The organism is Ignavibacteriota bacterium (assembly GCA_016713565.1).
Classification (GTDB): Bacteria; Bacteroidota; Ignavibacteria; order Ignavibacteriales; family Melioribacteraceae.
Genome location: JADJOX010000008.1, coordinates 709,007 through 731,522, shown reverse-complemented (window position 1 = coordinate 731,522; position 22,516 = coordinate 709,007). Strand labels below are relative to the sequence as shown.

The 22,516-nt window shown below is 29.0% G+C and carries 12 protein-coding genes; 3 read left to right on the top strand and 9 right to left on the bottom strand.

Annotated elements, in window-relative coordinates:
- Positions 1-193 precede the first annotated feature (193 nt).
- From IPK06_17870 to IPK06_17845, 6 genes are all read right to left on the bottom strand, one after another.
- Entirely contained in the window at positions 194-1,498 is a 1,305-nt protein-coding gene (locus IPK06_17870) for a T9SS type A sorting domain-containing protein (protein ID MBK7981837.1), read from the bottom strand.
- Positions 1,499-1,709: 211 nt separating this feature from the next.
- Positions 1,710-2,795 (bottom strand): response regulator, encoded by a 1,086-nt coding sequence (locus tag IPK06_17865; GenBank protein MBK7981836.1) that lies wholly within the window; start codon positions 2,793-2,795, stop codon positions 1,710-1,712.
- A 34-nt stretch (positions 2,796-2,829) separates the two neighbouring features.
- Entirely contained in the window at positions 2,830-6,168 is a 3,339-nt protein-coding gene (locus IPK06_17860; GenBank protein ID MBK7981835.1) for a PAS domain S-box protein, read from the bottom strand.
- Between the two features lie 4 nt (positions 6,169-6,172).
- On the bottom strand, positions 6,173-7,444 hold the full coding sequence (locus IPK06_17855; protein ID MBK7981834.1) for a PAS domain-containing sensor histidine kinase: 1,272 nt from the start codon (positions 7,442-7,444) through the stop codon (positions 6,173-6,175).
- A 2-nt stretch (positions 7,445-7,446) separates the two neighbouring features.
- A complete protein-coding gene (locus tag IPK06_17850) occupies positions 7,447-10,464 on the bottom strand; it encodes a PAS domain-containing protein (GenBank protein ID MBK7981833.1) in 3,018 nt (1,005 codons plus the stop codon).
- A gap of 802 nt (positions 10,465-11,266) precedes the next feature.
- Positions 11,267-13,180: a right-handed parallel beta-helix repeat-containing protein gene (locus IPK06_17845; protein ID MBK7981832.1), complete on the bottom strand. Its 1,914-nt coding sequence runs from the start codon at positions 13,178-13,180 to the stop codon at positions 11,267-11,269.
- A gap of 895 nt (positions 13,181-14,075) precedes the next feature.
- On the opposite strand from IPK06_17845, the gene IPK06_17840 reads away from it, so the two are divergent.
- The gene (locus IPK06_17840; protein MBK7981831.1) at positions 14,076-14,288 is read left to right on the top strand and encodes a cold-shock protein; all 213 of its coding nucleotides are present in this window, start codon (positions 14,076-14,078) and stop codon (positions 14,286-14,288) included.
- A gap of 124 nt (positions 14,289-14,412) precedes the next feature.
- Positions 14,413-14,796 (top strand): hypothetical protein, encoded by a 384-nt coding sequence (locus IPK06_17835; GenBank protein MBK7981830.1) that lies wholly within the window; start codon positions 14,413-14,415, stop codon positions 14,794-14,796.
- A 357-nt stretch (positions 14,797-15,153) separates the two neighbouring features.
- On the opposite strand, the gene IPK06_17830 is transcribed toward IPK06_17835, so the two are convergent.
- The 3 genes from IPK06_17830 to IPK06_17820 all read right to left on the bottom strand — a co-directional run bounded on the left by IPK06_17830 (position 15,154) and on the right by IPK06_17820 (position 21,291).
- Positions 15,154-16,500: an alpha-L-fucosidase gene (locus tag IPK06_17830; GenBank protein ID MBK7981829.1), complete on the bottom strand. Its 1,347-nt coding sequence runs from the start codon at positions 16,498-16,500 to the stop codon at positions 15,154-15,156.
- Positions 16,501-16,524: 24 nt separating this feature from the next.
- Entirely contained in the window at positions 16,525-18,792 is a 2,268-nt protein-coding gene (locus IPK06_17825) for a hypothetical protein (GenBank protein ID MBK7981828.1), read from the bottom strand.
- A 264-nt stretch (positions 18,793-19,056) separates the two neighbouring features.
- A complete protein-coding gene (locus IPK06_17820) occupies positions 19,057-21,291 on the bottom strand; it encodes a tetratricopeptide repeat protein (GenBank protein MBK7981827.1) in 2,235 nt (744 codons plus the stop codon).
- A 290-nt stretch (positions 21,292-21,581) separates the two neighbouring features.
- Here IPK06_17820 and IPK06_17815 point away from each other — a divergent pair, with 290 nt between their 5' ends.
- On the top strand, positions 21,582-22,178 hold the full coding sequence (locus tag IPK06_17815; GenBank protein ID MBK7981826.1) for a hypothetical protein: 597 nt from the start codon (positions 21,582-21,584) through the stop codon (positions 22,176-22,178).
- The last annotated feature ends 338 nt before the right edge of the window (positions 22,179-22,516 follow it).

The following is a 22,516-nucleotide window of genomic DNA, read 5'->3' as shown; positions in this document are numbered from 1 at the left end:
GAATAATGATTGAATGAAAAATTACTATACGATAAATATCTATCAAATCAGCATATCTTATTTTATCGTCAATTGATTTTAAAAATTATTTATTTTTTGACTAATTATTTTTTAGTGATTTAGTGGCTAGTTTAAAATTAAAGCCCTTCTTTTTACGAAGGGCTAACAAATATTCTAAATATTAAAATATTCTTTATTTCATGAATATCATTTTCTTTGTATCAAAATAATTTCCAGCTTGGATTTTATAAAAATAAATTCCACTGCTTAAATAATTCGCGTTAAAATCTACTTCATAATTACCGGGACTTTGTTTTTGATTCACTATTATCTGAACCTCCCTTCCAAGAATATCATAAACAATCAATTTTACATTTGGCGCTTCATTTTTAACGTTTGACGGAATACTGTATTTTATTTTAGTTGTCGGGTTAAACGGATTCGGGTAATTTTGATACAGTTGGAATTTATCCTGAATAGAATGGGATTCGCTGACATTCGTCAATTTATTAAAGTATAATTTAAATTTTGTTCCGTAAATTTGGTAACTTTTATCGGTTGGACCAAGTATATAAAAACCTGTATCTCCATAATATTCTGAACCTTCGCTATTATATTTACTTTCGATGCTGTCTAACGTACTGTTACTAAATTTATATAATTCAAAACCGCTTTTAATCCAATTGCCGTTTGTATAATAATAACTTTCTTTACTTGTTTTATTATTAAATATGTCATATAAGTATGTTGTTTTTAAAGAAACATTCCAAGTGGAATCCCACCAATTATCCATTGCGACTTGAACAAGATTATCTTTGTCATAAACAAACGAGTATTTAGTATCATTTCCCCAATTATCATTTTGCCATATTTGAGATATTTTAGTCAGTAATCTGCCATTGGAGTCATAATTAAATGACATATTCGATGAATTTATCATTTCACCTTCGGGTGATATTATTTTAAATAACTCATATATTATTTTATCGTCATTGTCATACATTAATGTTGTTTCTTCAGTCGTTATATAATTAACTGTATCATCAATAAAATATTGATGTTCTTTTTTTACAAGTTTATTGCGATCGTTATAAGTGTATAAATATTTGCTTTTATCCTCCGAAGATATTTCAGTTTCTAAATTCCCGTTTTCATCATAAGTATAATAATATTTTCTCCAAAAATAATATTGTCCTTCTTCTTCAATATCTTTTTGCTGATTGATAACTTTTCCTTTATCTGAATAAGTAAATACATCTCTAAATTCAATATCCCAATTCCCATTAATAAACCATAGAGAAAATACAGAATCTAACTGATTTTCATTATTATAATTAAATATCAACTTTAGTTCCATTCCATTTGTACGTTCATAAGTTACACTATCCAGATAATTTATTTCATTACCGATTTCGTTTTTATAGAATATTTTTGTGTATTCTTGAGCCATAATTACATTTGAGATTATAAGTATAATGATTAATATTCGTATAAACATTTTAGTTACCTTAATATTTTTTATAGTATTAACTTAAATTATCAATATAATATAAGAGATTCTTATCTTTTTGTAAATATGGTTCAACTATTTTTTTTTATAACAATATCAAAGAATTGAATTAGGAGAGATATTTCATTACATCCATTTTAATCGTATTTACATTTGAGGATTCGCTTAAGGACAGAAGTTATTTTATTACATAATAAACTTATTTGGCTATTTTTAATTCAAAACTTACTTTCGTTCCCTTATCAATATTTTCTTCAATTTTAATTTTACTATTAAATTGTTCCAATAGACTATTTGCTATTGCCAATCCAAGTCCGTTGCCAAGCTGCTGATTATTTTCACGGTTAAATTGCACAAACGGTCCAATTTTATGAATGAATTCTTTAGGAAATCCAATACCTTTATCAATTATTTCAAATAAATATTTATCATTATTTATTTTCCCAATTATAGTTACTTGTTCCCCTTCCTCGGAAAATTTAAATGCGTTTTCTAAAAGCTGTTTTATTATTGTTGAAAGGTGAACACAATTAATCTCCAATATACTTTCTTCAATCAATTTGCAAAAATTATTTTTTCGCTCATTTGTCAAAATAATCTGTTCAAATACGTTTGCTACAAGGTTCTCTAAATTGTTTGTTAATGAGTCTTCATGATGTTCTTCACTAATTTTATTTGATGTAATATCGGAATAGATTATAAATTTCTCTAAAGTATTCAAAAGCCTTTTACTGCCATGATAAATATTATCAAGCATCTCAAATATTTGCGGTTTGTCATACTCATCAAAATTTTCTTTTATCAACTGCGGATAACCTAAAATAGCTACTAAAGGAGTTCTCAATTCGTGAGGAACATATTTAGTTATGCCTTTTAACGTCAAGTCTATTTTTTCATCTAAAAAAGTTTTCTTTTCAAGTCGAAGTTTTACTGATCTCAAAAGATCATTAACTTTAAATGGTTTTGTTATAAAATCATCGGCTCCTAAATTCATCCCTTCTCTAATCTTGTTACTTTCTGATTGAGCAGTCAAGAAAATAAAAGGTATGTTAAATAAAACGGGAATAGTCCTAATTTTTTCAAGAAATTCCAAACCGGATAATTCGGGCATAACTATGTCAGATAATATTAAGTCGGGTTTAACTTTTTCAAGTGTTGACAATGCTTCTTTAACATTTTCGGCAACCATAACTTGATAGTTATTCAGCTGTAATATTTCTTTAAGCGAATCTCTTACATCCTTATCGTCTTCAAGGATTAGAATACAATATTTTTTATTTTCCATTAAAATGAGCTTTCATATTTAACTGTTAACAATCTTATAAAATTATGGGAATAATTACTTTGAAACATACTCCGCCGTTATTATTTGGTTCAACTTTAATTTCACCTTTGTGTATTTCAACAAAAGTTTTAACTATGCTTAAGCCTAATCCCGTACCCTCAATGTTTGATGCATTTTCACCTCTGTAAAACGGCTCAAAAATTAAATTCCAATCGTTCTTATCAATTCCTTTTCCGTTATCGCATACATAGAAAAATATTTTTTCATCCTTATCAATTACAGTTAAAATAATGGTTGAATTATTATTTGAATACTTTATTGAATTCATTAATAGATTTGTAAGTATATGATTTATAATTTTTGCATCAACATTAAATTCATTTTTCGAAAGATTATTTTCCAAAATAATATTTTGATTGCTTCTCTTTTTATATTCCGCTTCGACAGCAATATTTTTTAATAAATCACTTAGGTCAGTTAAAGACGTATTTAGTTCTATTTTATTTTTTTCATTTTTGCTTAACATTAATATTTCACCAAGCAAATCAACCATTTTGTCAACAGATTCTTGAATTTTTTTTGTGTGCTTTACTACATTTTCTTTATCATCTTGGTTAGTATATGTTTCAATTAGCTCAGAAGCGCTGTATATTGTGGTTAAAGGTGTTCTGAATTCATGTGAAGCCATTGACATAAATTGTGATTTTAATTTGCTCAGTTCCTTTTCCTTTTCCAAAGCGTCCAAAACAATTTTTTCCGCTTGTTTAGTTTTTTTAATTTCATTTTCCAACTTGAAATTCGCGTCTTTTAACTGTTCCGTTCTTTCATTAACCATATTTTCCAAGTTATTTTTATATTGATCCAATTCATTTTCGGCTTTAATTTTATCGGTTATATCTTCGGCTAAAGTCAAGAATAAATCTTTACCGGCAATTGTTATAATCTCAATAATATAATTACATATAAACGAAGTTCCGTCCTTCCTGTATAAGTTCAATCTAAAATTTCGTACATTGCCTTTTTCATCAAGTTCCTTAAATATTTTTTTTCTGTCTTCAATTTTTATTAAACCGATTTCCAAAGCGGTTTTTCCGATTGATTCCTTTTTTGAAAACCCGGTAATTTTTTCAAAACTTTTATTAACGTCAATAAACTTATCGGTTTTGATATCAATTATTGTTTTTATTAACGGGCTATTGAAAAACACTTTGGAAAATTTCTCTTCCGATTCAATAATTAATTCTTTAGCAATTTGCTTTTCAGTAATGTCTCTCATAAAACATAAAACAGAATTCTGCGTAAATTTTACCATTCTAACTGCAAAATACTGGTAAACATTTTCAACAAAGTTAGAATATTCAAAGCTAATCATCTCCTCAGAATTGAACGCATCATTAATTTTATTCTGCAAAAGAAAAGCAATTTCTTTCGGTAGAACTTCATTAATATTTTTATTCATAAATTTTTCAGGAGGAAGAAATAACTTTGAATAATCACTGCAATTGTAATTTAAGAATATCCCGGTTTTACTAAATTCAAATAGTAGGTCAGGTAATACACCAACAATAGCTTTATTTTTTTGTTCGCTTTTTATTAATGTTTCCTTGGCAAATTGTTTTTCATATATTGTCCAAATTACATTCCCAAATAATTCCAGTGTTGTAATATCAGGATCAATATAGTTTGTAGGTTTGTTTCCAACACCAATTATTGCCACAATTTTTTCTTCCTTAAAAACAGGTACAATTAATTGTCTAATTAAATCAGTATGTCCCTCGGGCAAAGCATTTTTTTGAGTTGACTTATCGTAATCATTAACAACAATTGTTTTTCTGTTCCTTACGCAATCAGCCCAAAATCCTGCTTTACTTAAACTTGAATTATGATATTTTTCATTAACCAAACAATTTTGTTCTTTTGTTTTTGTTGACCACTGCTGTAGAATAACATTTTCTTCTTTATCATCAATGTGATGCCAAAATGATACTTTGCTATTTGTAAGTTCCTCCGAAAAATCAAGTGCTTTCCGCATAACTTCATCAATGTTATTATAAGCCGCGAATTCATAAAGTTCTAATCTTTTCTTAAATATATTTTTATTAATTACTTCAATAGTTATATCACGCAGAAAAGCTACAAAAACTTTTACATCTCCGTTTTTTATTGATGAAATACTAATTTCAACGTTTACCAAATTTTCATCTTTTCTTTTAAGAAATATTTGATATTTATTTTCATCGGTTTTGTTGGTTTGCGAATTGATAATTTTATTAAAATCTTTTTCATCAAGTATTGATTTTATGTCGAGTCCAATAATTTCCGAATTCGAATAACCCAGCATTTCACATGCGGCATTGTTAACGTCTTGAATTTTATCATCAACATCAAATATGAGAAAACCTTCAAGCGCAGTATGAATAATTGAACTGTATAATGCAGCGTCCTTTTCAATTTGCTTTATCATTTTCTCATGCTCTGTCATATTTCTCGCTATTGATAAAACAAATTCATGTTGATCAATTTTGACTAATGAAGCGCTAATTTCCAAAGGAATACCGTTGCCGTTTTTGGTAATTACTTTGCAGCGCTGATTTGAAAATCTATTTAGAATTAGTATTTCTTTATATTTTTTAATTATTTGATTTTTATCTTCACCGGCGAAAAAATTGGTAAGATTTATATTGTTAAACTCTTCTTCCGTAAAATCACACATTTTGCACGCGTTGTCATTGCACTCAATAATTTGGTACGTTTTAGGATCACTAATGAAAATTGCGTCATTTGCATTGTTGAAAATTTCGTGATATTTAAGTTCGCTCGCGGCAATTTTTGAATGAGCTTTTTCCAATTCCGTTATATCAACCACATTTACAAAAAGTACTTTCTGATTTTTATTATCATGTATTATTTCGTGATGCTTTCCAAAAATTTGAATCTGCCTATCTTTTGCGCGAAACCTAAATACTTTATTATCCGGTTTCTTAAAAAAGGCGTTATAAATACTCAAAAATTTATTTGAATCTCCTGCCGATAAAAATAAATTAAAAGGTTTATTTTTTATTTCCGATAAATTCAAATTTAATATATTCTGCATTTCTAAATTTGCGTTTAGAATTGTGCCCGTAGAATCAAGAAGTATGTAGCCGATAGGCGCGTTGTTAAATAAATGATAATAATTTTGTTTGCTTTCCTCTAATTTTTCCTGAGCAATTCTCAATTCTTCATTTTGAATTTCAAGCTCAATCTGATGAACTTTTAATTCGTGAATAATTTCCTTAAATTCTTTTTGACTCAGCAATTCAAATTCATATTCTTTTTCACTTAGTTTGTTTAATGCTGTTTTCCTTAATTCAGAATTATCGGTATTGGACATTATCTTATCCTTTTATTTTTCTTGTTGGAAGTATAATTGTAAAAATTGTACCTTTATTCTTTTCGCTTGAAACCGCTATTTTACCCGTCATTTTTTCTATGTATTCTTTACAAATTCTTAATCCAAAACCGGAACCGTTTTCATTATTCGTTCCTTCTGTCGATTCAATTATTCCGTTATCATCAATACTTTTAATAATGTCTTCATTCATTCCAATTCCATTATCCGATATTGTTATTGCCGCAAGATTATCTTTGTATTCGCAATGAATATCAATTTTACCGCCGTTATTTGTGAATTTAATTGAATTGGAAATTACATTACGATAAACAGTTGAAATCATGAATTTATCGCAGAGACAGTAAAAATTATCCTTGCGATGAAAATTTATCGTAATATTCTTTATTGCTGCCGCTTTGCTCGTCAGATTTAGAACTTCATCAAGAATTAAATTTTGATTGAGATTTGTGAGTGATATATTTTCCAAATCAAAATTAATTTTTGATAAATCAAGAAAATTATCGATAAAATGATATAAATTTTTACTAACCGAATTAATTGAAATAAGACAATCTTGAATTTCGTTAGTATCCAATTTATCCTTTTCATCCAACAGAAATTTTGCATATCCCAAAATAGAGTTAAGCGGATTTCTGATATCATGAGCAATACTTGAAATAAATTTAGATTTATTTAAAACAAATTCTTGCATTTTGTTTTCAAACACTTTTTGAATTGTAATATCATTTACAATAACCAGTATTTTCTTAACATTATTTTTTATAAAAACGGAATTATTAAAATCGCTGGCAATAATTCTCCCGTAAAATGTTTTGTTAGAAGCGCCAGAAAATTGGTAATCAAACATTTTATTCTTCGGATGATTGAAGAAGGAATGATATACACTAAGAAAGTCTTCCTTCTCAACTATAAAATTATTCAAAGGTTTATTCAGAATTTCCGAAGCAGATAAACCGAGATAATTTTGGAAAGATATATTACTTTTGTGTATTATCGCTTTATCATCCAATACCAAATAACCGACCGGCGCATTATTATATAAATCAAAGTACTCATTTTTTATTATTTCAATTTCACTTTGAATATTTCTTAATTCTTCATTTTGATTTTCTAATTCAATCTGCTGAACATATAATTCGTTAATAAGTTTACGAATACTTTCACCTGTTTTTGAGTCAATGTTTTTTAGGCTTTTTTCAATTTCAGCATAATCATTAAATATAGAATTTTTCGCTGAATCAACAATCCTTTCCATTACTACTTCTTTTTTCTCCTTTCGCTTTTAGAATTTATCGATCTAATTCTTTGTTTAAATTTTTCGTCCAAATTATTGCTTTCTTCTTTTATAATATCAGAAATTTGTGTGGCATAAATTTCAGCGTCCGCAATTTGCTTTTTGAAATTTACTAGCTCGCTGATATCCTGAATAACTCCATAAACTCTATTTACTTTTTCTTCGTTTTTATCAGCTTTGCCAATAACGCGTATGTGCTTTTCTACTTCCTTCGCGGAAAGAATTTTTACGTTCAGATCAAAATCTTTTCCGGCGTTCATACAATCAGAAAAAGCACTTTCGATTGTTTGCTTATCTGAATTGACAAAATATTTTAAGCTGTTTTCCAAATTTATTTTTAATTCTTTTTTCAATTCAAAGATGTCATAAACTGCATTTGTCCAAAACAATGACTGATTTTTTAAATCAATTTCCCAACCGCCAATCTTAGCAAGTTCCGAAGTTTGCAATAGCCATTTTTCATTCTTTAAAAATCTGTCTTCAATGCCATGCAGTTCGGTAATTTCAACTAAAGTTACAATTACTCCCGATTGAGAATCTTTTGATATTAAGTAAGGTCTTACGCTAACAATATAATAATGACTGTTGAATGAAAATTCTTTAGTCAGAATTTCTCCGGTAAATTGAACTTGCTCAATTAAACCGCATAAGTTTGGTTTTTCCCAACGGTGAAGAATATCTTCAAAACTTTTACCCAAATCATTTTCATTTATTTTTAATATTTCTTGCGCTTTGGGCGTAAATTTTCTCAGTTCCAAATTATCATCAAAAAATACAACTGCAAGCTGAAGTCCGTTAATCAAATTTTCAATATCATTATTCAGCTCGGTAAGTTCTAATATTTTTGTTTGGTGCTCGGAATTTACAGTGTGTAATTCTTCATTAACTGATTGGAGTTCTTCATTAGTACTCTGCAGTTCTTCATTGCTTGCCAAAAGTTCTTCATTAGCCGCTTGCAGTTCCTCATTTGAGGTTTCCAATTCCTCAATAGTTGCCTGCAGGTTTTCTTTGGTAAATTGAAGTTCCTGTTCTAAATCCGAAATTCTTTGTAAAGCTTGTTCGCCAATATCTAAATTATCTAAAACATTTAAATTTTCCTCTTCTTTGGTTTCGGCAAATTTTTCGAAGAATATTGCTCCTAGTTGTTCCTGATGTTTTTTTCCTTCAACCAAAATAAATTTAAGAGAATATGTTTCAATGTTATTTCCGGCTTTAATTTTGATATTGTTATAAATAATTTCTTCCGCTTTTATAAACAATTTTTGAATTGCCGTTGATATCGGCACTTCTAGGTCTTTAATAATTAATTTTGTAATATTGTTTGTAAGTTTTCCGGTTGGAAATTTCAAAAACTTAGACGCATCGCCGATTATGTGTAAAATTTCGCTGTGTTCGTTAATTAAAATTGTTAGCGGTAAAAATCTACCATAAGCGCTTTCTAAGAATCTATTTAAAATTCTTTCCTCATCATGATGATTCAAATTATTATTTCTTCTTGGTCTATCGCTCAACCCAACTTTATTTGTTTGAAGAGGTATGTTTAATTTATGTAAATCAATTATTGATGGCTTTCCTTTTGATTTATAAATTTTCCATTTATGATTTATTGTGTCAAAATATTCTGTATAATCACCAATTGATTCGCTTGAACCCAAAAAGAGATAACCGCCTTCGTTTAATGAAAAATTGAAAAAATCAAAAACCTTATTTTGTAATGATGGCTGTAAATAAATTAAAAGATTTCTGCAAGTTATAAAGTCAATATTTGGGAAAGGCGGATCTTTAATTAAGTTGTGTTTTGCAAAAACAACCATTTCCCTAATTTTTCTGGATATTTTAAAACCGACATCATGCTTAATAAAATATTTGCCAATCCTGTTTTCATCAATTTCGTTAACTATGCTGTCTACAAATAATCCGTTACTGGCTTTTATTATTGCTTCTTGATCAACATCGGTAGCAAAAATTTTAATTGAAATTTTACTGCCAATTTTTTCCAAAAATTCATAACATAGTATAGCAATTGAATAAGCTTCTTCACCGGTTGAACATCCCGCGACCCAAATTCTAATTTCTTTCTTTAAGTTTTTCTGAATTAATTGCGGAATAATATCTTTCTGCAGAATTGTAAAAGCTTCTTCATCTCTGAAAAAGCTAGTTACACCAATTAAAAGATCTCTGGATAGTGTGCTGACTTCTCGGGCGTTTCCGTCCAAATATTTTATATAATCTTGAAGATCATTTATTTGATTTAAATACATACGCCGTTCTATTCTTCTTACCATTGTACTGATCTTATAATTAGAATAGTCAATTTTGTGCGTATCTCTGATAATTGAAAATATTCTTAAAATTCCATCTTGCTTAGAAGTGAAAAGCTTAGATTTTTCTTCTAATCCAAACGATAAACCATTTGCATAACTATTTAGTTTTTCCGCAATCGCGTTTGGCGGAAGAACAAAATCTACCAGTTCAGAATTAATTGCGCTTCTTGGCATACCGTCAAACTGAGCGGTTTCCGGTTCTTGAACAATTACCAATCCGCCGTTTTCTTTAATATCCTTTAATCCGCTGGTCCCGTCGCTTCCGGTTCCGGAAAGTACAACACCAACCGCCATTTCACCGGCATCCTTTGCCAATGATTTGAAGAAAATATCAATCGGCAAGTTTAAACCGTGCTGATGGTTTTGTTCAAATAACATTAATTGGTTATGATAAATTGTCATGTTCATTTTGGGCGGAATGAGATAAACGTAATTTTGTTTAATGGTCATTTCATTTTCAGCTCTTACTACCTTCATTTGAGTTTTCTTAGAAAGCAGCTCAACCATTAAACTTTTATAATCGGGTGATAAATGCTGAATTACTATAAATGCCATTCCGGTATTAGCTGGTAAACTGGAAAATAATTCTTCAATTGCTTTTAGTCCACCAGCAGATGCGCCTATAGCTACAATAAAAAACTTTTCGTTTTCCGACATGTTTGCTCTTAAATGATGAAATAAATTTTAAAATCACTTTACAATTAAAAATTTTGGGGTAATTTTTAAAAAAAATGTATTGTGAAATTATGACAGATAAAAATTTATATAAAAAATAAATCGTTAAAATCGATACTGTGTTGAGTTGCACACAAAACTACTTTAATAGGACTATAAGTCTTGTGATAGAAAATTAATAAAATATTTTATAAATGTCTAAGGTTATTTATTTTTTTTAAATTAGAGCTAGCACTCTTATAATTGAACTGAACAATTCCTCTTAAAATATTTTAACAATTGTAAATTTTACAAATCTTTTTCAGTCGAATATAAGTTTCAGCGAGTTATAATAATTTTCCAAAAAAGTCTTAGATCTGTAATCTTCTTCAATTATTAGCTTCATCTTTGTTATAAGGTTTTTTTTGTGTTATTGAACTTTATTCAACTTTCAAATAAAGCTGAAATGTTTATTAAATTAAAATACGACCATAATATCCTACAATTTTTGAATTAGTCTTTATGTTAAATTTTTCCATTTAGAATATTACCTTCAGAAATGTTCAGTTTGAATTTCTTTCTTTATTTTGAAAATATTATTGAGATTTTAAATGAGTACAGATTCTAAATAATTTTTAGATTGTTTTAAATTAGAGTATAAAAAAATATCTTTGGATTTGTAATTGAATTGAATAAATACTAATAGCAGTCAGTAAATATAATATTGTTAAAATTCTAAAAACAAATATCTAAAAAAGCTCTTCTTTTCGGATGGGCTAAAAAAATATTAAATAAATATTCAAAATTACCAAACTTTGATTTTTTGTCTTCCCTCATTAATAATTTCAAATGGTCCGGGTGATGGATATTTTTTATTACGCTTATTACTTAAATAATCATCATCTATTTCTAATGATGAAGCATCCGGGTTTTCAAATAATAAGTCCGGAATAATTGCCCTTCTTAACATTTTTGATGAAATAATTTTACGAATATGATTTGATATCCATTTTTTATTAAAATTAAATAATAAAAAAATATCTTTTCCATCTTTAATAATATCAATATTTGAATCAAAATCTTGCGCATCTACTGTATTACTTTCAATAGCTGATATAGATATGGAATTTTTAAGTTTCTCTTTTCCAGTTTCACTTAATTCACCGTATTTTTTAACAATAGAATCAGAGTTTGGTCGCTTACTACCTTTTGTAAAGACGTTTCCTTCAAATATTACCGGCAATAAAGCTTTGCTGTATTGACTTACATCGCTTCCATTAAAAAAAAGATTATTATAAAACTGCATGTCTCCACTTGAATTATCCGATAAGGATTCTATAAATGTTGAATGAGGTTTTAGATAAGGCGTTAATCTCGAATCATAAAATAACGCATCAACTTTTCCAATAAATAAATTATGCGAAACCGCAATACCATTTGAGTTTAAAACAAGGTTATCGGGTGAAAGTAATATATTATTACTAACTACAGTTGGACCATGATTAACTTCAAGAAAAATATCAGTAAGATTATCATACATTAGATTCTTATTAATTTGTGCACCTTGAGCCATCCAGTCCAACCATATTCCGATATTTGTCGAATAAATTTGATTTTTTTCAATAATTACATCTACGGCTCCATGAAATTTAATTCCTGCCATTTCAGCGCCTGTGAACAATCTTCTTTCATATATGTTATGAATAGTGTTGCCGGATATTGTACTAAATGCACATCCCATGCTTCCAACAATTCCTGATTGCTCACAATATGCAATTGTATTGTTTTTAACAATATGACCTCCAACTGTCCCTTTGTTCCAACCAAATTCAAGCGCACGATTTATTGTTCCAACGTATCCTTCAGCCGATTCTGTATCTTTATTGTCAAATTCATCACCATATTTACCTAATGCTATTCCAACACATTTCGAATATTGAATTGTATTATTTTCAATAATCCATCCTCTGCTCCAATGAGTTCCAATTAGACCCATTTGTTCTGCAGTTGGCGGTGCCCAATTCGTTGCCGCATGTTGCATAATAAAACCATTTACCGTTATATAATTGATAAATGGTCTATCTGGATAGAAAATTTTCTGCCTTACATTTATTTCTACAGTTTCAATATTAGGATCTACGTTATAGAATTGTGCCCAAATTATTGTCGTATCGGCATTTATTTCAGAAAACCAAAGTTGGTTTTCTTCTTTGGTTCTTCCCATTACTTCTTCTTTTTTATAAGCTTCCATTAACCAATCGCCATTTAAATAAACAGCGCCTGTATGATAAATTCGGTCTTCAGGTGTGGGAGTAAACCAATCGCCTTTTATTATATCAATATATGGATTGAAATTGCTGAAAAAAATATTTGGAACTTTGACTTCCCAAGTATTATTAATAATCTTTCTCCAGCCTTTTATTATTTCTGATCCTCTAATTTCAACTTTTTCTCCTTTTGCTGCCTGATAAATGATTCTTTCTTGATCAGAATTTCCACCTCGAGTCGGTGTGATTTGTTCTCGATAAATACCTTCATGCACAATAATTACATCTCCAGGCATCGCCTTCTTTGCGGCTTGGCTAATTGATTTTAATGGACTTAAAATTGTTCCTTCATTCAAATCATTCCCAGTTATTGAAACATGAATTTCATTTTTCTGTGCGTATATATTTAAAATCAATATACTGAAGAATATAAGTAGTATTTTTCTTAACATATTTTAATTTTGTATATTGCTTTTTATAATGACTTTTTTTTTCCGCATATCTTATGGTTTAATCAATAAATTAATTCAGTTTATTTAGAATATGGAAATTTTCTTTCAATATGAATTTATTAAATAATTCTCTGTTCTACAAATGATGTAAATTCATCAAATATAAATATTAGATGATCTAAATCCTATATGTCTAATATTTTTCATGCCAATTAGATTTCTAATTTATTGTTACGAATTCTCTTAATAGATTCGGATTGCCGGATTGATGATTGTGGACTATTATAGTACTTGAACAAGTTGCGACTTAAGCTCCTCGAAATACTTTCTTGGGATGAACTAAACTGCTATTTAATAATCCTTCGGATATAATCTCAAATCCTATAACATGATTAATTAAGCTTACCAAAAATACAAGCTTATTTTTAACTTCTCATATAAATTGAGAATTGAAGTTTTTAAATATATCAATTAGCAAAAATGAATTTTATGTTTTCAAAAATATTTATTATAGTTATCTAATTTCTCCAAACACCGGAACATAATAATTACGAAAAGTTGTTACTTAGATATGAGTTTTCTAAATGGCTAAACAACACAGCAAAACCAAGAAGAAAATAAATTCAATTATATAACTTGTCTTTATCGTCAAAATTTATTGTTGTTTTCCAAATTTGCAAGGTGTACGATTTTATTAGTTAATAATATTTTAAAGATTTTACTAGGTAAATCAAAATTAAAAGCTTAACTTTACAGATAGGCAGTTTCTTTGAAAGCAATTCTGTAATTTTGTTATCGATCTATTAGAAGTAAATTCTATTTTTTCTTAGCCCGCAGTATTTTTAGAGCCCTGTCAAAATCACATTTTTTAATTATTCAAATAGGAGCATCTGTTATGGCAGAGCGTTTAGAAGGATCTGTTAAATGGTTTAACAGTTCAAAAGGATTCGGTTTTATTCAACAATCAAATGGTGAAGATGTATTTGTTCATTTTCAAGAAATCATTAGTAATGGTTTTAAAACTTTAAATGAAAATGACAAAGTAGAATTTTCTCTTGGTAAAAGCTCAAAAGGCTTACATGCAGTAGAAGTTAAGGTGTTGAAATAAAAATACTTTTAAATCCCGGTTTATAGCCGGGATTATTTTTAACAAAGTTCATAATTTATTTCATGCAAATTTATTTTGATAATTAGGGTTTATGTGTAATTAATTATCTAAAGGAAAATGTCAATTGAGTAAAAATTATACTATTGATTATTTAATCGATGAAAAAATTATTTGTATTAGTGTTTTTGGAAGATTAGATTTTCAGAGCGCTATGAACTATTCAAAAAAAGCAATAGTTCTAGGGAAAAAGAAAGGTTGCTGTAGCTTTATATTTGATCATAGATATTCAATTTCCCCTGGAAAAGCATTGAATTTTCATACATCAGAAGATGAACTTCAGCAATTTGGATTTATAAGTTCTGATAAAATTGCTATTGTTGTTCAGGAACAAAGAGACGGTTATAAAATAGATGAACAGAAGTATAGAAATATGAGTTGGTCTATTTTAAAATATTTTTACAGTAATAATATTTCTACCGCAATAACTTGGTTAACTAAGCTTAAATAACTCAAATGGTTGATTAAATTTTATATTCTAAATAATAAAGAATTTAATTTCAAACTATTATGAAGTAAGAAAATTCTATTGAACTATTTTTAGATGAATTATATTAATTCCACATTCTTTAGATTAGTTTTGCAATTCTAAATCCAAAACCATCATTTCTCGTGTTTATTGGCAATTGAAATCTAACATCCGGAATATGTATTTAAAATTCCAATGGGTTTCCGTTTGTTTCTAATTCTTCGTAAAACCAACTTAATCCTTTTAAAATTTTAAATATTCTTTCAGATGGACTTTGTGAATTTTTCAAATATTAGCGATTTCTCAATATTAAATAATAAACAACTCGAATAAAACGAATTAGAAAACTGCAAACTGTTTAATAATTGGTTCATCCGTATTTTCAAGGATTTTAAGCCTTATTTTTGTTGTAATTAAATTATCAATTTTATGTATTCGTTTATGACCTATTGAAATACCCTCAGCAATAGTAACCCAACTTTCATTTATGAATGCCTCTACAGAATATTTAGATACTCTTTCACCTTTCGAAATATCTTCTTGAATAATAATATTCTTTATTATTTCCGGATATTCAGAAATTTTTAATTCACATATTTTTCCTATAAAATTCGCATTTGCCTTTGGATTTTTAAAACGTTTGTTTATTTCAGCTCCAAATTCATTAAATATATTTGCCGCCGTTTGAGGAAATTGGCCGGATGTATCAATTGCCATTCCAATTAACATATTTGCATTCCTGCCAACACTCGTATAATATCTATCAATTAACTCATCAGCTGAAAACAAAAGACTATCTTGATCAGCTTTCCAAAGCCATCCTCCATTCCATGCCTTCTGTTTCATATTTGGAAAATCTGCTTCAGCAGGACACCAAATTTTACCGTTCGGATCACCGTGAAGATCCGATATGTTAACCAAGCCAAGCGATGAGGTTACAGCATCCGCACGGCTCCAATGCGGATAAGGCGCTCTTCCGTCTTCATTTCCAACCCATCTAATTAAATTACGGGATTCCATCGGTCCCTGGAAAAGTACCGCGTTCGATTGATGCCGATTTAACAATTCAATGACTTCATTCGCAATACCGCCATTTTCATTTGATTTAACACCACCGTCAAACCAAATTTCAAATAATTCGCCGTATTGCGTCCATAATTCCTCAAGCTGCTTAAGTATAATGTCATTGAAATTTTCATGTTGCTCTTCATCTAACGATTGATTAAATCCCCTTCCTAAATAAGTATTTATATTTGTGTTATAATATAAACCTGGTTTAATATTGTACTTTCTGCATGATTCAATAAAATCTCGAACAATGTCTCCTTCGCCTTTTTTCCACGGAGTATTACCGATATTATAACTATGCGCTTTGGAAGGCCAAAGAGTAAATCCCGTACCGTGCTTTGCGGTGAGAACGGCATATTTGGCGCCTGCATCTTTTGCGGATTTAATCCATTGATCCGTATTCAGTTTAGAAGGATTGAATTTACATAAAGCCGGCAGAGTTTCTTTCCGGCTGTAATCAAAAGTCTCCGGTTCGAAAATATTAATATCAAGGTGTATAATTACACCTATTTCGCAATCCGCCCATTCAAGTTGAGATTTTGTCGGTAAAATGTTGTCAGTAGTTTGACTGAATAAATTTGCAGCAATTAATAATATGCTTATAATAATTATTTGCAATTGTACCTCAATAAGTATTGAATCTTAATTTATTATTTTTATCTGCTTTGATCGATATTCCGGAATAACTTTATTAATAATTAACTTTCCATTAGTATATTGTCCGTCAATAACCGTATTAAAGGGTGCATGCAATTTAAATTTTACATTCCAATCTTTAGGCCACGAAGGTAATAAATAAATACTATCTTCATCGCACTGAATAATCATTGACTGCAGCGTTTTCATAAGAACCGCGCCATGTGTTTGATCAGGAGTCCAATCATAATTTGGTCCCCAAAATGCAGGAAATCTTGATTCGGCATTTTTATTTTTTGAACGCTCAATTAAATAACTTTTAACTGTATCGGTCAAGCCCAGATAAGCAGCAAATATATCATCCTGACGCCAGCCCATATTTCCCTTATCCAATCTTTTATTATACGCATTGACTGCCAGATGTTTATTTTCACTTTGGAAATTTATAAGCTGAAACGGAAATACGGCGTAAAGTTCAGGATTTTCAATATTCATTTTCTCTTCAAATTTTTCTGCCGGCGCCAGCATTTGGATTTCATTTATTTTAAGAGTCGGCAAATCAGGTAATTTGTGTTTAACACTTTGCCAGAAATTTATCATTTCATTTCCGGCTAAGTTTTCATTTAAATTTAACAGCCTGTTGATAACTGAATGCAATCCGGCAATTTCAGGCATCGGATTGGTACATTTCCACCACGTTTCAGCTGACTGTGAAGGTTCCATTTTCAATTTACCGTTTTCTGTTTTATAATGTCTCTCAAAAAAAGTGATTACTTGATTTGCAAATGGAAGAACATATTCTTTCAAAAATTTTTCATCCATTAAATATTCATAATAGTCTAACATTAAATAAACAAGTTCAAGTCCCGATACCCATTCGTATTTATGCCACCTGCTTTCTTGAAGTTTATCGATTCTGTTCTTAAATGGGGTTGTTCCATATGACTCGGTAAATACATCTCCCCAGAAGTAAATACATTCAGGAACAAAAATACCTTCAGTATTAAAATAAAGTTTGGTTCTATACTTAAACAATTCGGAAAGATCCTTTACATACATTTTGAATAATGACATCATTAAATCATAATCACCCGAAGTACACATTGTGTAATAAGGCAATCTGGTATTCTGCCACCAATAACCCGGTCCCCACTTTCTATAGTCAGCGTCGCCAGGTGAATCTTTGAAAGGCACATTAAATATTGAGCCATTAAATTTTATGGGATAATCTCCCCTTCCGTTGCACGCATTAATATATCTTTGTAAAATATATGCCTGCGTAATTCCAAATGTTTCCGATTTACTTTTTTCAGTATTTGTAGTGACAAATATCCAGCTTCTATTCCAAAATTCTTTCCACCATGAACAGTGATTTTGAAATCTTTGTTTGATTTCAATTTCTTCTATTAACTTTATCTTTTCTTTGAGATTATTAAGCCAAATTTTTGACGAGGAAGGATGTTCGGTAGATATGTAAATATTAAAAAGATGATTTTTTGATGAACCGGAAATTATTTTAGTATCACTTATTTTTTGAAAATTATTTGCGGTAATTATTACTCCGAATATTCTATGCTCTAATGGATCAACTCTATCAAAATTTTCCAATCCCTGCTGTTTTGCGGTAAAACTTGGACCGATAGATTTTTTATTAGAATGAAACCAGCCGATGCCATTTTCCAAATCACTTAAAACAGAATCCGGCTCAACTATTGTCGGAGCAATCTGCTTGTTTTCAATATTGTGACTGAACATAACATCGCTAACTTCAATACTGGGTAGTTTTGCCGGTTCAGTTCGCCAAAGTTCAATTTCGGCACTTACGTCAATTTCAGTATTAGCGGTAATTTCCAGATTTACAACCGGGTTATTCGCATCAACCCATAATTTAAACTCTTGTCCGGCATATTTAACTACTATTGTCGAATTTTCTAAATTTAGCGTTTGATAAAAATTCTGCAGTGGAATTTGAGGCGCGGGAGACAGTTTAAACCTGACTTTGCCTACTTTTAATAGCCTACCATTTTCGTCCCATGAGTCGGTTTTTCCAATATAAAAAATTAAATCACCATTTTCTTCTGTCCAAACATTTAATCCAATATCTCCATTACCGGTTGGCATTGACCCATTGTAGTCTTTGCTTGGACTATCCCACGAAACGCTATAATTATTTAGATTACTTAATACATTTGATGATATAGAATTATTATTTTGCCCAATTAATGCATGAGAAAAAAATAAAATTATTATTAGAAAAAGATTTCGTTCTTGCATAATATTAATATAATTTAAGTTTTTGCTAAAAACAAATCTGCAAATTAAAAATTCAATTCAACTGAATTCTAAATTTTATAATTGCTTACTTTGTTAATTTTCAAATTGAGCAAACCAACAAAGAAACCATTACGAAAATCAATTTGAAGATTTTAAATACCCCTTTGATACAGTCAAAAAGAGTCCCAAATGCAGAATTTTTGGTTATCTAGGGACTAACCGATAGATAATATTCCTAAATTATCTTAATCAGAAATTAATTTTTTAAGCTGCTTTTTGAATTTTAACAGGAAAGATTAATTTAAATGTTGTTCCTTTTCCAAACTCGCTTTCAACTTTTATCTCACCACCAAGAAGGTCTATATATTTTTTAGTTATTGCCAATCCTAAACCGCTTCCCTGAAAATCTTTTGTGAATCCTTCACTTAATTGTTTAAACTCCTTAAAAATAAGTGGAATATCATTTTGCTTAATGCCAATTCCACTATCAATAACTTTAATAATTAGTTTAGGTTTATCTTCCATGTATTCAACATTAGAAGTAACAATAATTTCTCCTTCTTTTGTAAATTTTATAGCATTATTTATTAAGTTTTCAATAATAACATTAAACATACCTTCATCAATCGAATAGATATATTTGTCAGCGTGGAGGTTTAAATTTAGTCTTAATTTTTTTCTTTCCGCCAGTCCTTTGAAATTTTTATAAGTATCTGTTATTCTTTCAATCAAATCAATTTCCTTTATATTTACCTCAACCATATCCGATTCAACCCTTGCTAAATCAAGTACTAGACTTAACGTATTAAGCAGTCTTTTTCCTGTTCGATTTATTCCTTCAGCCATTTCCTGTGCTTCTTCATCTTCCAATATTGATTGCAGCAAATCAGAATAACCCAAAATTCCCACCAATGGTGTCCTTAATTCATGACTCATATTTGCTAGAAAAACTGATTTTGCTTTGTTTGCAATTTCTGCATTATCTAATGCGACTGATAATGCCTCTTCAGTTTTCTTATGTTCTGTTATTTCTTTTTCAAGTTTAATTGTTCGATCACTGACTAATTTTTCAAGATTTACTTTATGATTAGTTAACTCAATTTCATTAGACCTAAGTATTTTTTCAATTTCCTCCTTTTGTAATATTGTATCTTTTAGAATAAAATTATCCTTTCGCTTTTTTCTATAAAAATAAAGAATTAAGAAAGCAATAATTACAACCAAAAACGAAAATATTGATATAGCTGTTTTCATCATGATTTCAAATTCTTTTTCCTTATTTAATATTACAATTTCGTTTTCTTTATTTTCAAGCTCTTGTTTTATTTCTAAACCTGCGGTTACTTTTAAGTTTTCTTTTGATTGAATCAAATCTTTCAATTTTATAACATTATTTAGTTCATTATATGCTTCTTGGTAGTTACGAAATTTATTATTTGCTTTAGCTAATATTTCTAAATAATCTTTTTGATCTTCTATTGCTCCAACTAACTCAAATTCCTTAACAGATCTTTTTAAGTAGTCTATTGCTTTGTGTAAATAATTAACTGTATCTTTTATGTTTTTATCTTCATTCATCGCTAAATATAGTTCGCCAATATTTCCATATTGATGAGCAACTCCGTATTCGTCATCCAATTTTTTCGCAAATTTTAAGGATTCGTAAAAAGCTGATTTTGCTTCTGAATATCTTTTAAGTTTTGTATATGGGATTCCAATATTTCCCAATGCAATTGAGTAATTAAATTCATCATTTTCCTGATTAAAAAAATCTATTGCCTTGTTATAATAGAAAATTGACTCAGAATATTTCCTTAATTCGTTATATTCGATACCCAGATTATTGTATTGTGTCGCCATCTTACTTTTATTGTTTAGTTTTACAGCTATTTCAAGAGCTTTTTTATAATAGTCAATGGCTTTATCGTGCTGATTAAAATTACTGAACAAAACTCCCATATATCCATATGAATTTAAGACACCATCCGGTTTATTTAACTCTTTAAATAAGTCCAGCGCATTATCAAAATGACTAAAAGATTTTGAGAAATCTGAAAGGCTGAAATAAGTAATACCCAAATAGCTTTCAGTTTTAGCTTGACCGTCCAAATCATTTAGTTCAATAAATAATTGTAGTGAAGATTTATGTTGTTTCAGCGCTTCTTCAAACGATCCTTTATTTCTTAGAGCTTCACCTTTATTGTTTAGCGCTTTGGCTTTTCCAATTTTCCAATCAATTTTTTCTGAAAGTTTTATTGATGAATCGGCAAAAATTATGCTTTTTTCAATGTCAATCGGTGCTAAATTCCATGAAATTTTATTAAGGAGGTTAACTTTTGAAGTGTCATTTTTTTCTTTATTAAGTTTGTATATAAGGCTGTCAACTAATTTATTATTTGTTTCCGATGCTAAGTCAACGGTTAATAATAATGTTTTAGCATTAATGGCAGCACTACACAATGCGCAATATGATATTGCAACAATGGCATAAAAATTCATTAAAAATCTAAAATATTTTAATTTGCCTTTCACTTAATAGCTTTAATAGTTAAAAATTATCACTCTATTATCGAAAAATTCTTTTCTGTAATTAATAAAATTGATTTGTTTTATACCATTTTGATCATTTTAATAAACACTAATTTGTTTGTAATAATTGTTGTTTTAACCGCTTTTTTTTGATTAAAAACATAATTTTAGGGTGTGCTCCACATCACTAAAGTTAAAACTTAAAGTACCGAAAGTAAAGGCAATTAAAAAAAAAATTAACAAATCAAATGGAGCAGTTTATGAAGAAATTCTTAGGTCTAATTATTCTATCACTTTTTTTTGTAATCGGATGTCAAGAAAACGACGGAATTTTAGAATCATCAAACAACGTTGATAACTTATCTTTAAGCAAAAGCAGACCTATATTCCCGGACACACAAAAATTGGTTACTACTTCAGATGTAACAGATGCTAAATTAAAATATACAAAAACATTTACGGTTGATGGAATAAAAGGGGGTAAACTTTTCGTTGATTATAACGGGACAAATTCACTTGGGCAAAAAGTAAATTTATCGGCAAGTTTAACCATTCCTAGAAATGCTTTCCAAGGAACACTTACATTTGATATTATATTTGATCTGGAAAACTATGGAGTTGAATTATATCCTTCTCCATTTACATTTGATATTCCTGTTACTCTTAATTTATTGTACTCAGGTATGGATTTAACCGGAATTGATCCAAATTCATTTAAATTTGATTATTTAGATGGCGAACCATCAGTATTGAAATATGATTATATAAAAATAGATATTGCAAATAAATTCTTAGAAGTTTCCGGCGCTCAAATTCCTCACTTTTCTCGTTACGGCTGGACAAGAACAACTAATTAAATGCCAAACTAAATTTAATCCCACTATAATACTAACTTATAGTGGGGTTTTTATTTAAAGCCTATCAAATATATTCATTCGTAAAAAAATTATTATAAAATAAAGTCATTCATCTAATAGATTAAAAATCTTTTAAGCTGACAACCAAATAATTAAACACCGGCTGCTTGCATTAAATTTAGAAAAGGATTGTTATGTACTTATTGGAATACTGAAAGTTGGGCTTAGCGTTGTAGCTTAGAGTAGATGAATATATTAGAATTTAACTACTTATTAATAACGCAAAATTGCTAAATTAAATTATTACAATTCACAAATACTTATCTATCCAATGATTT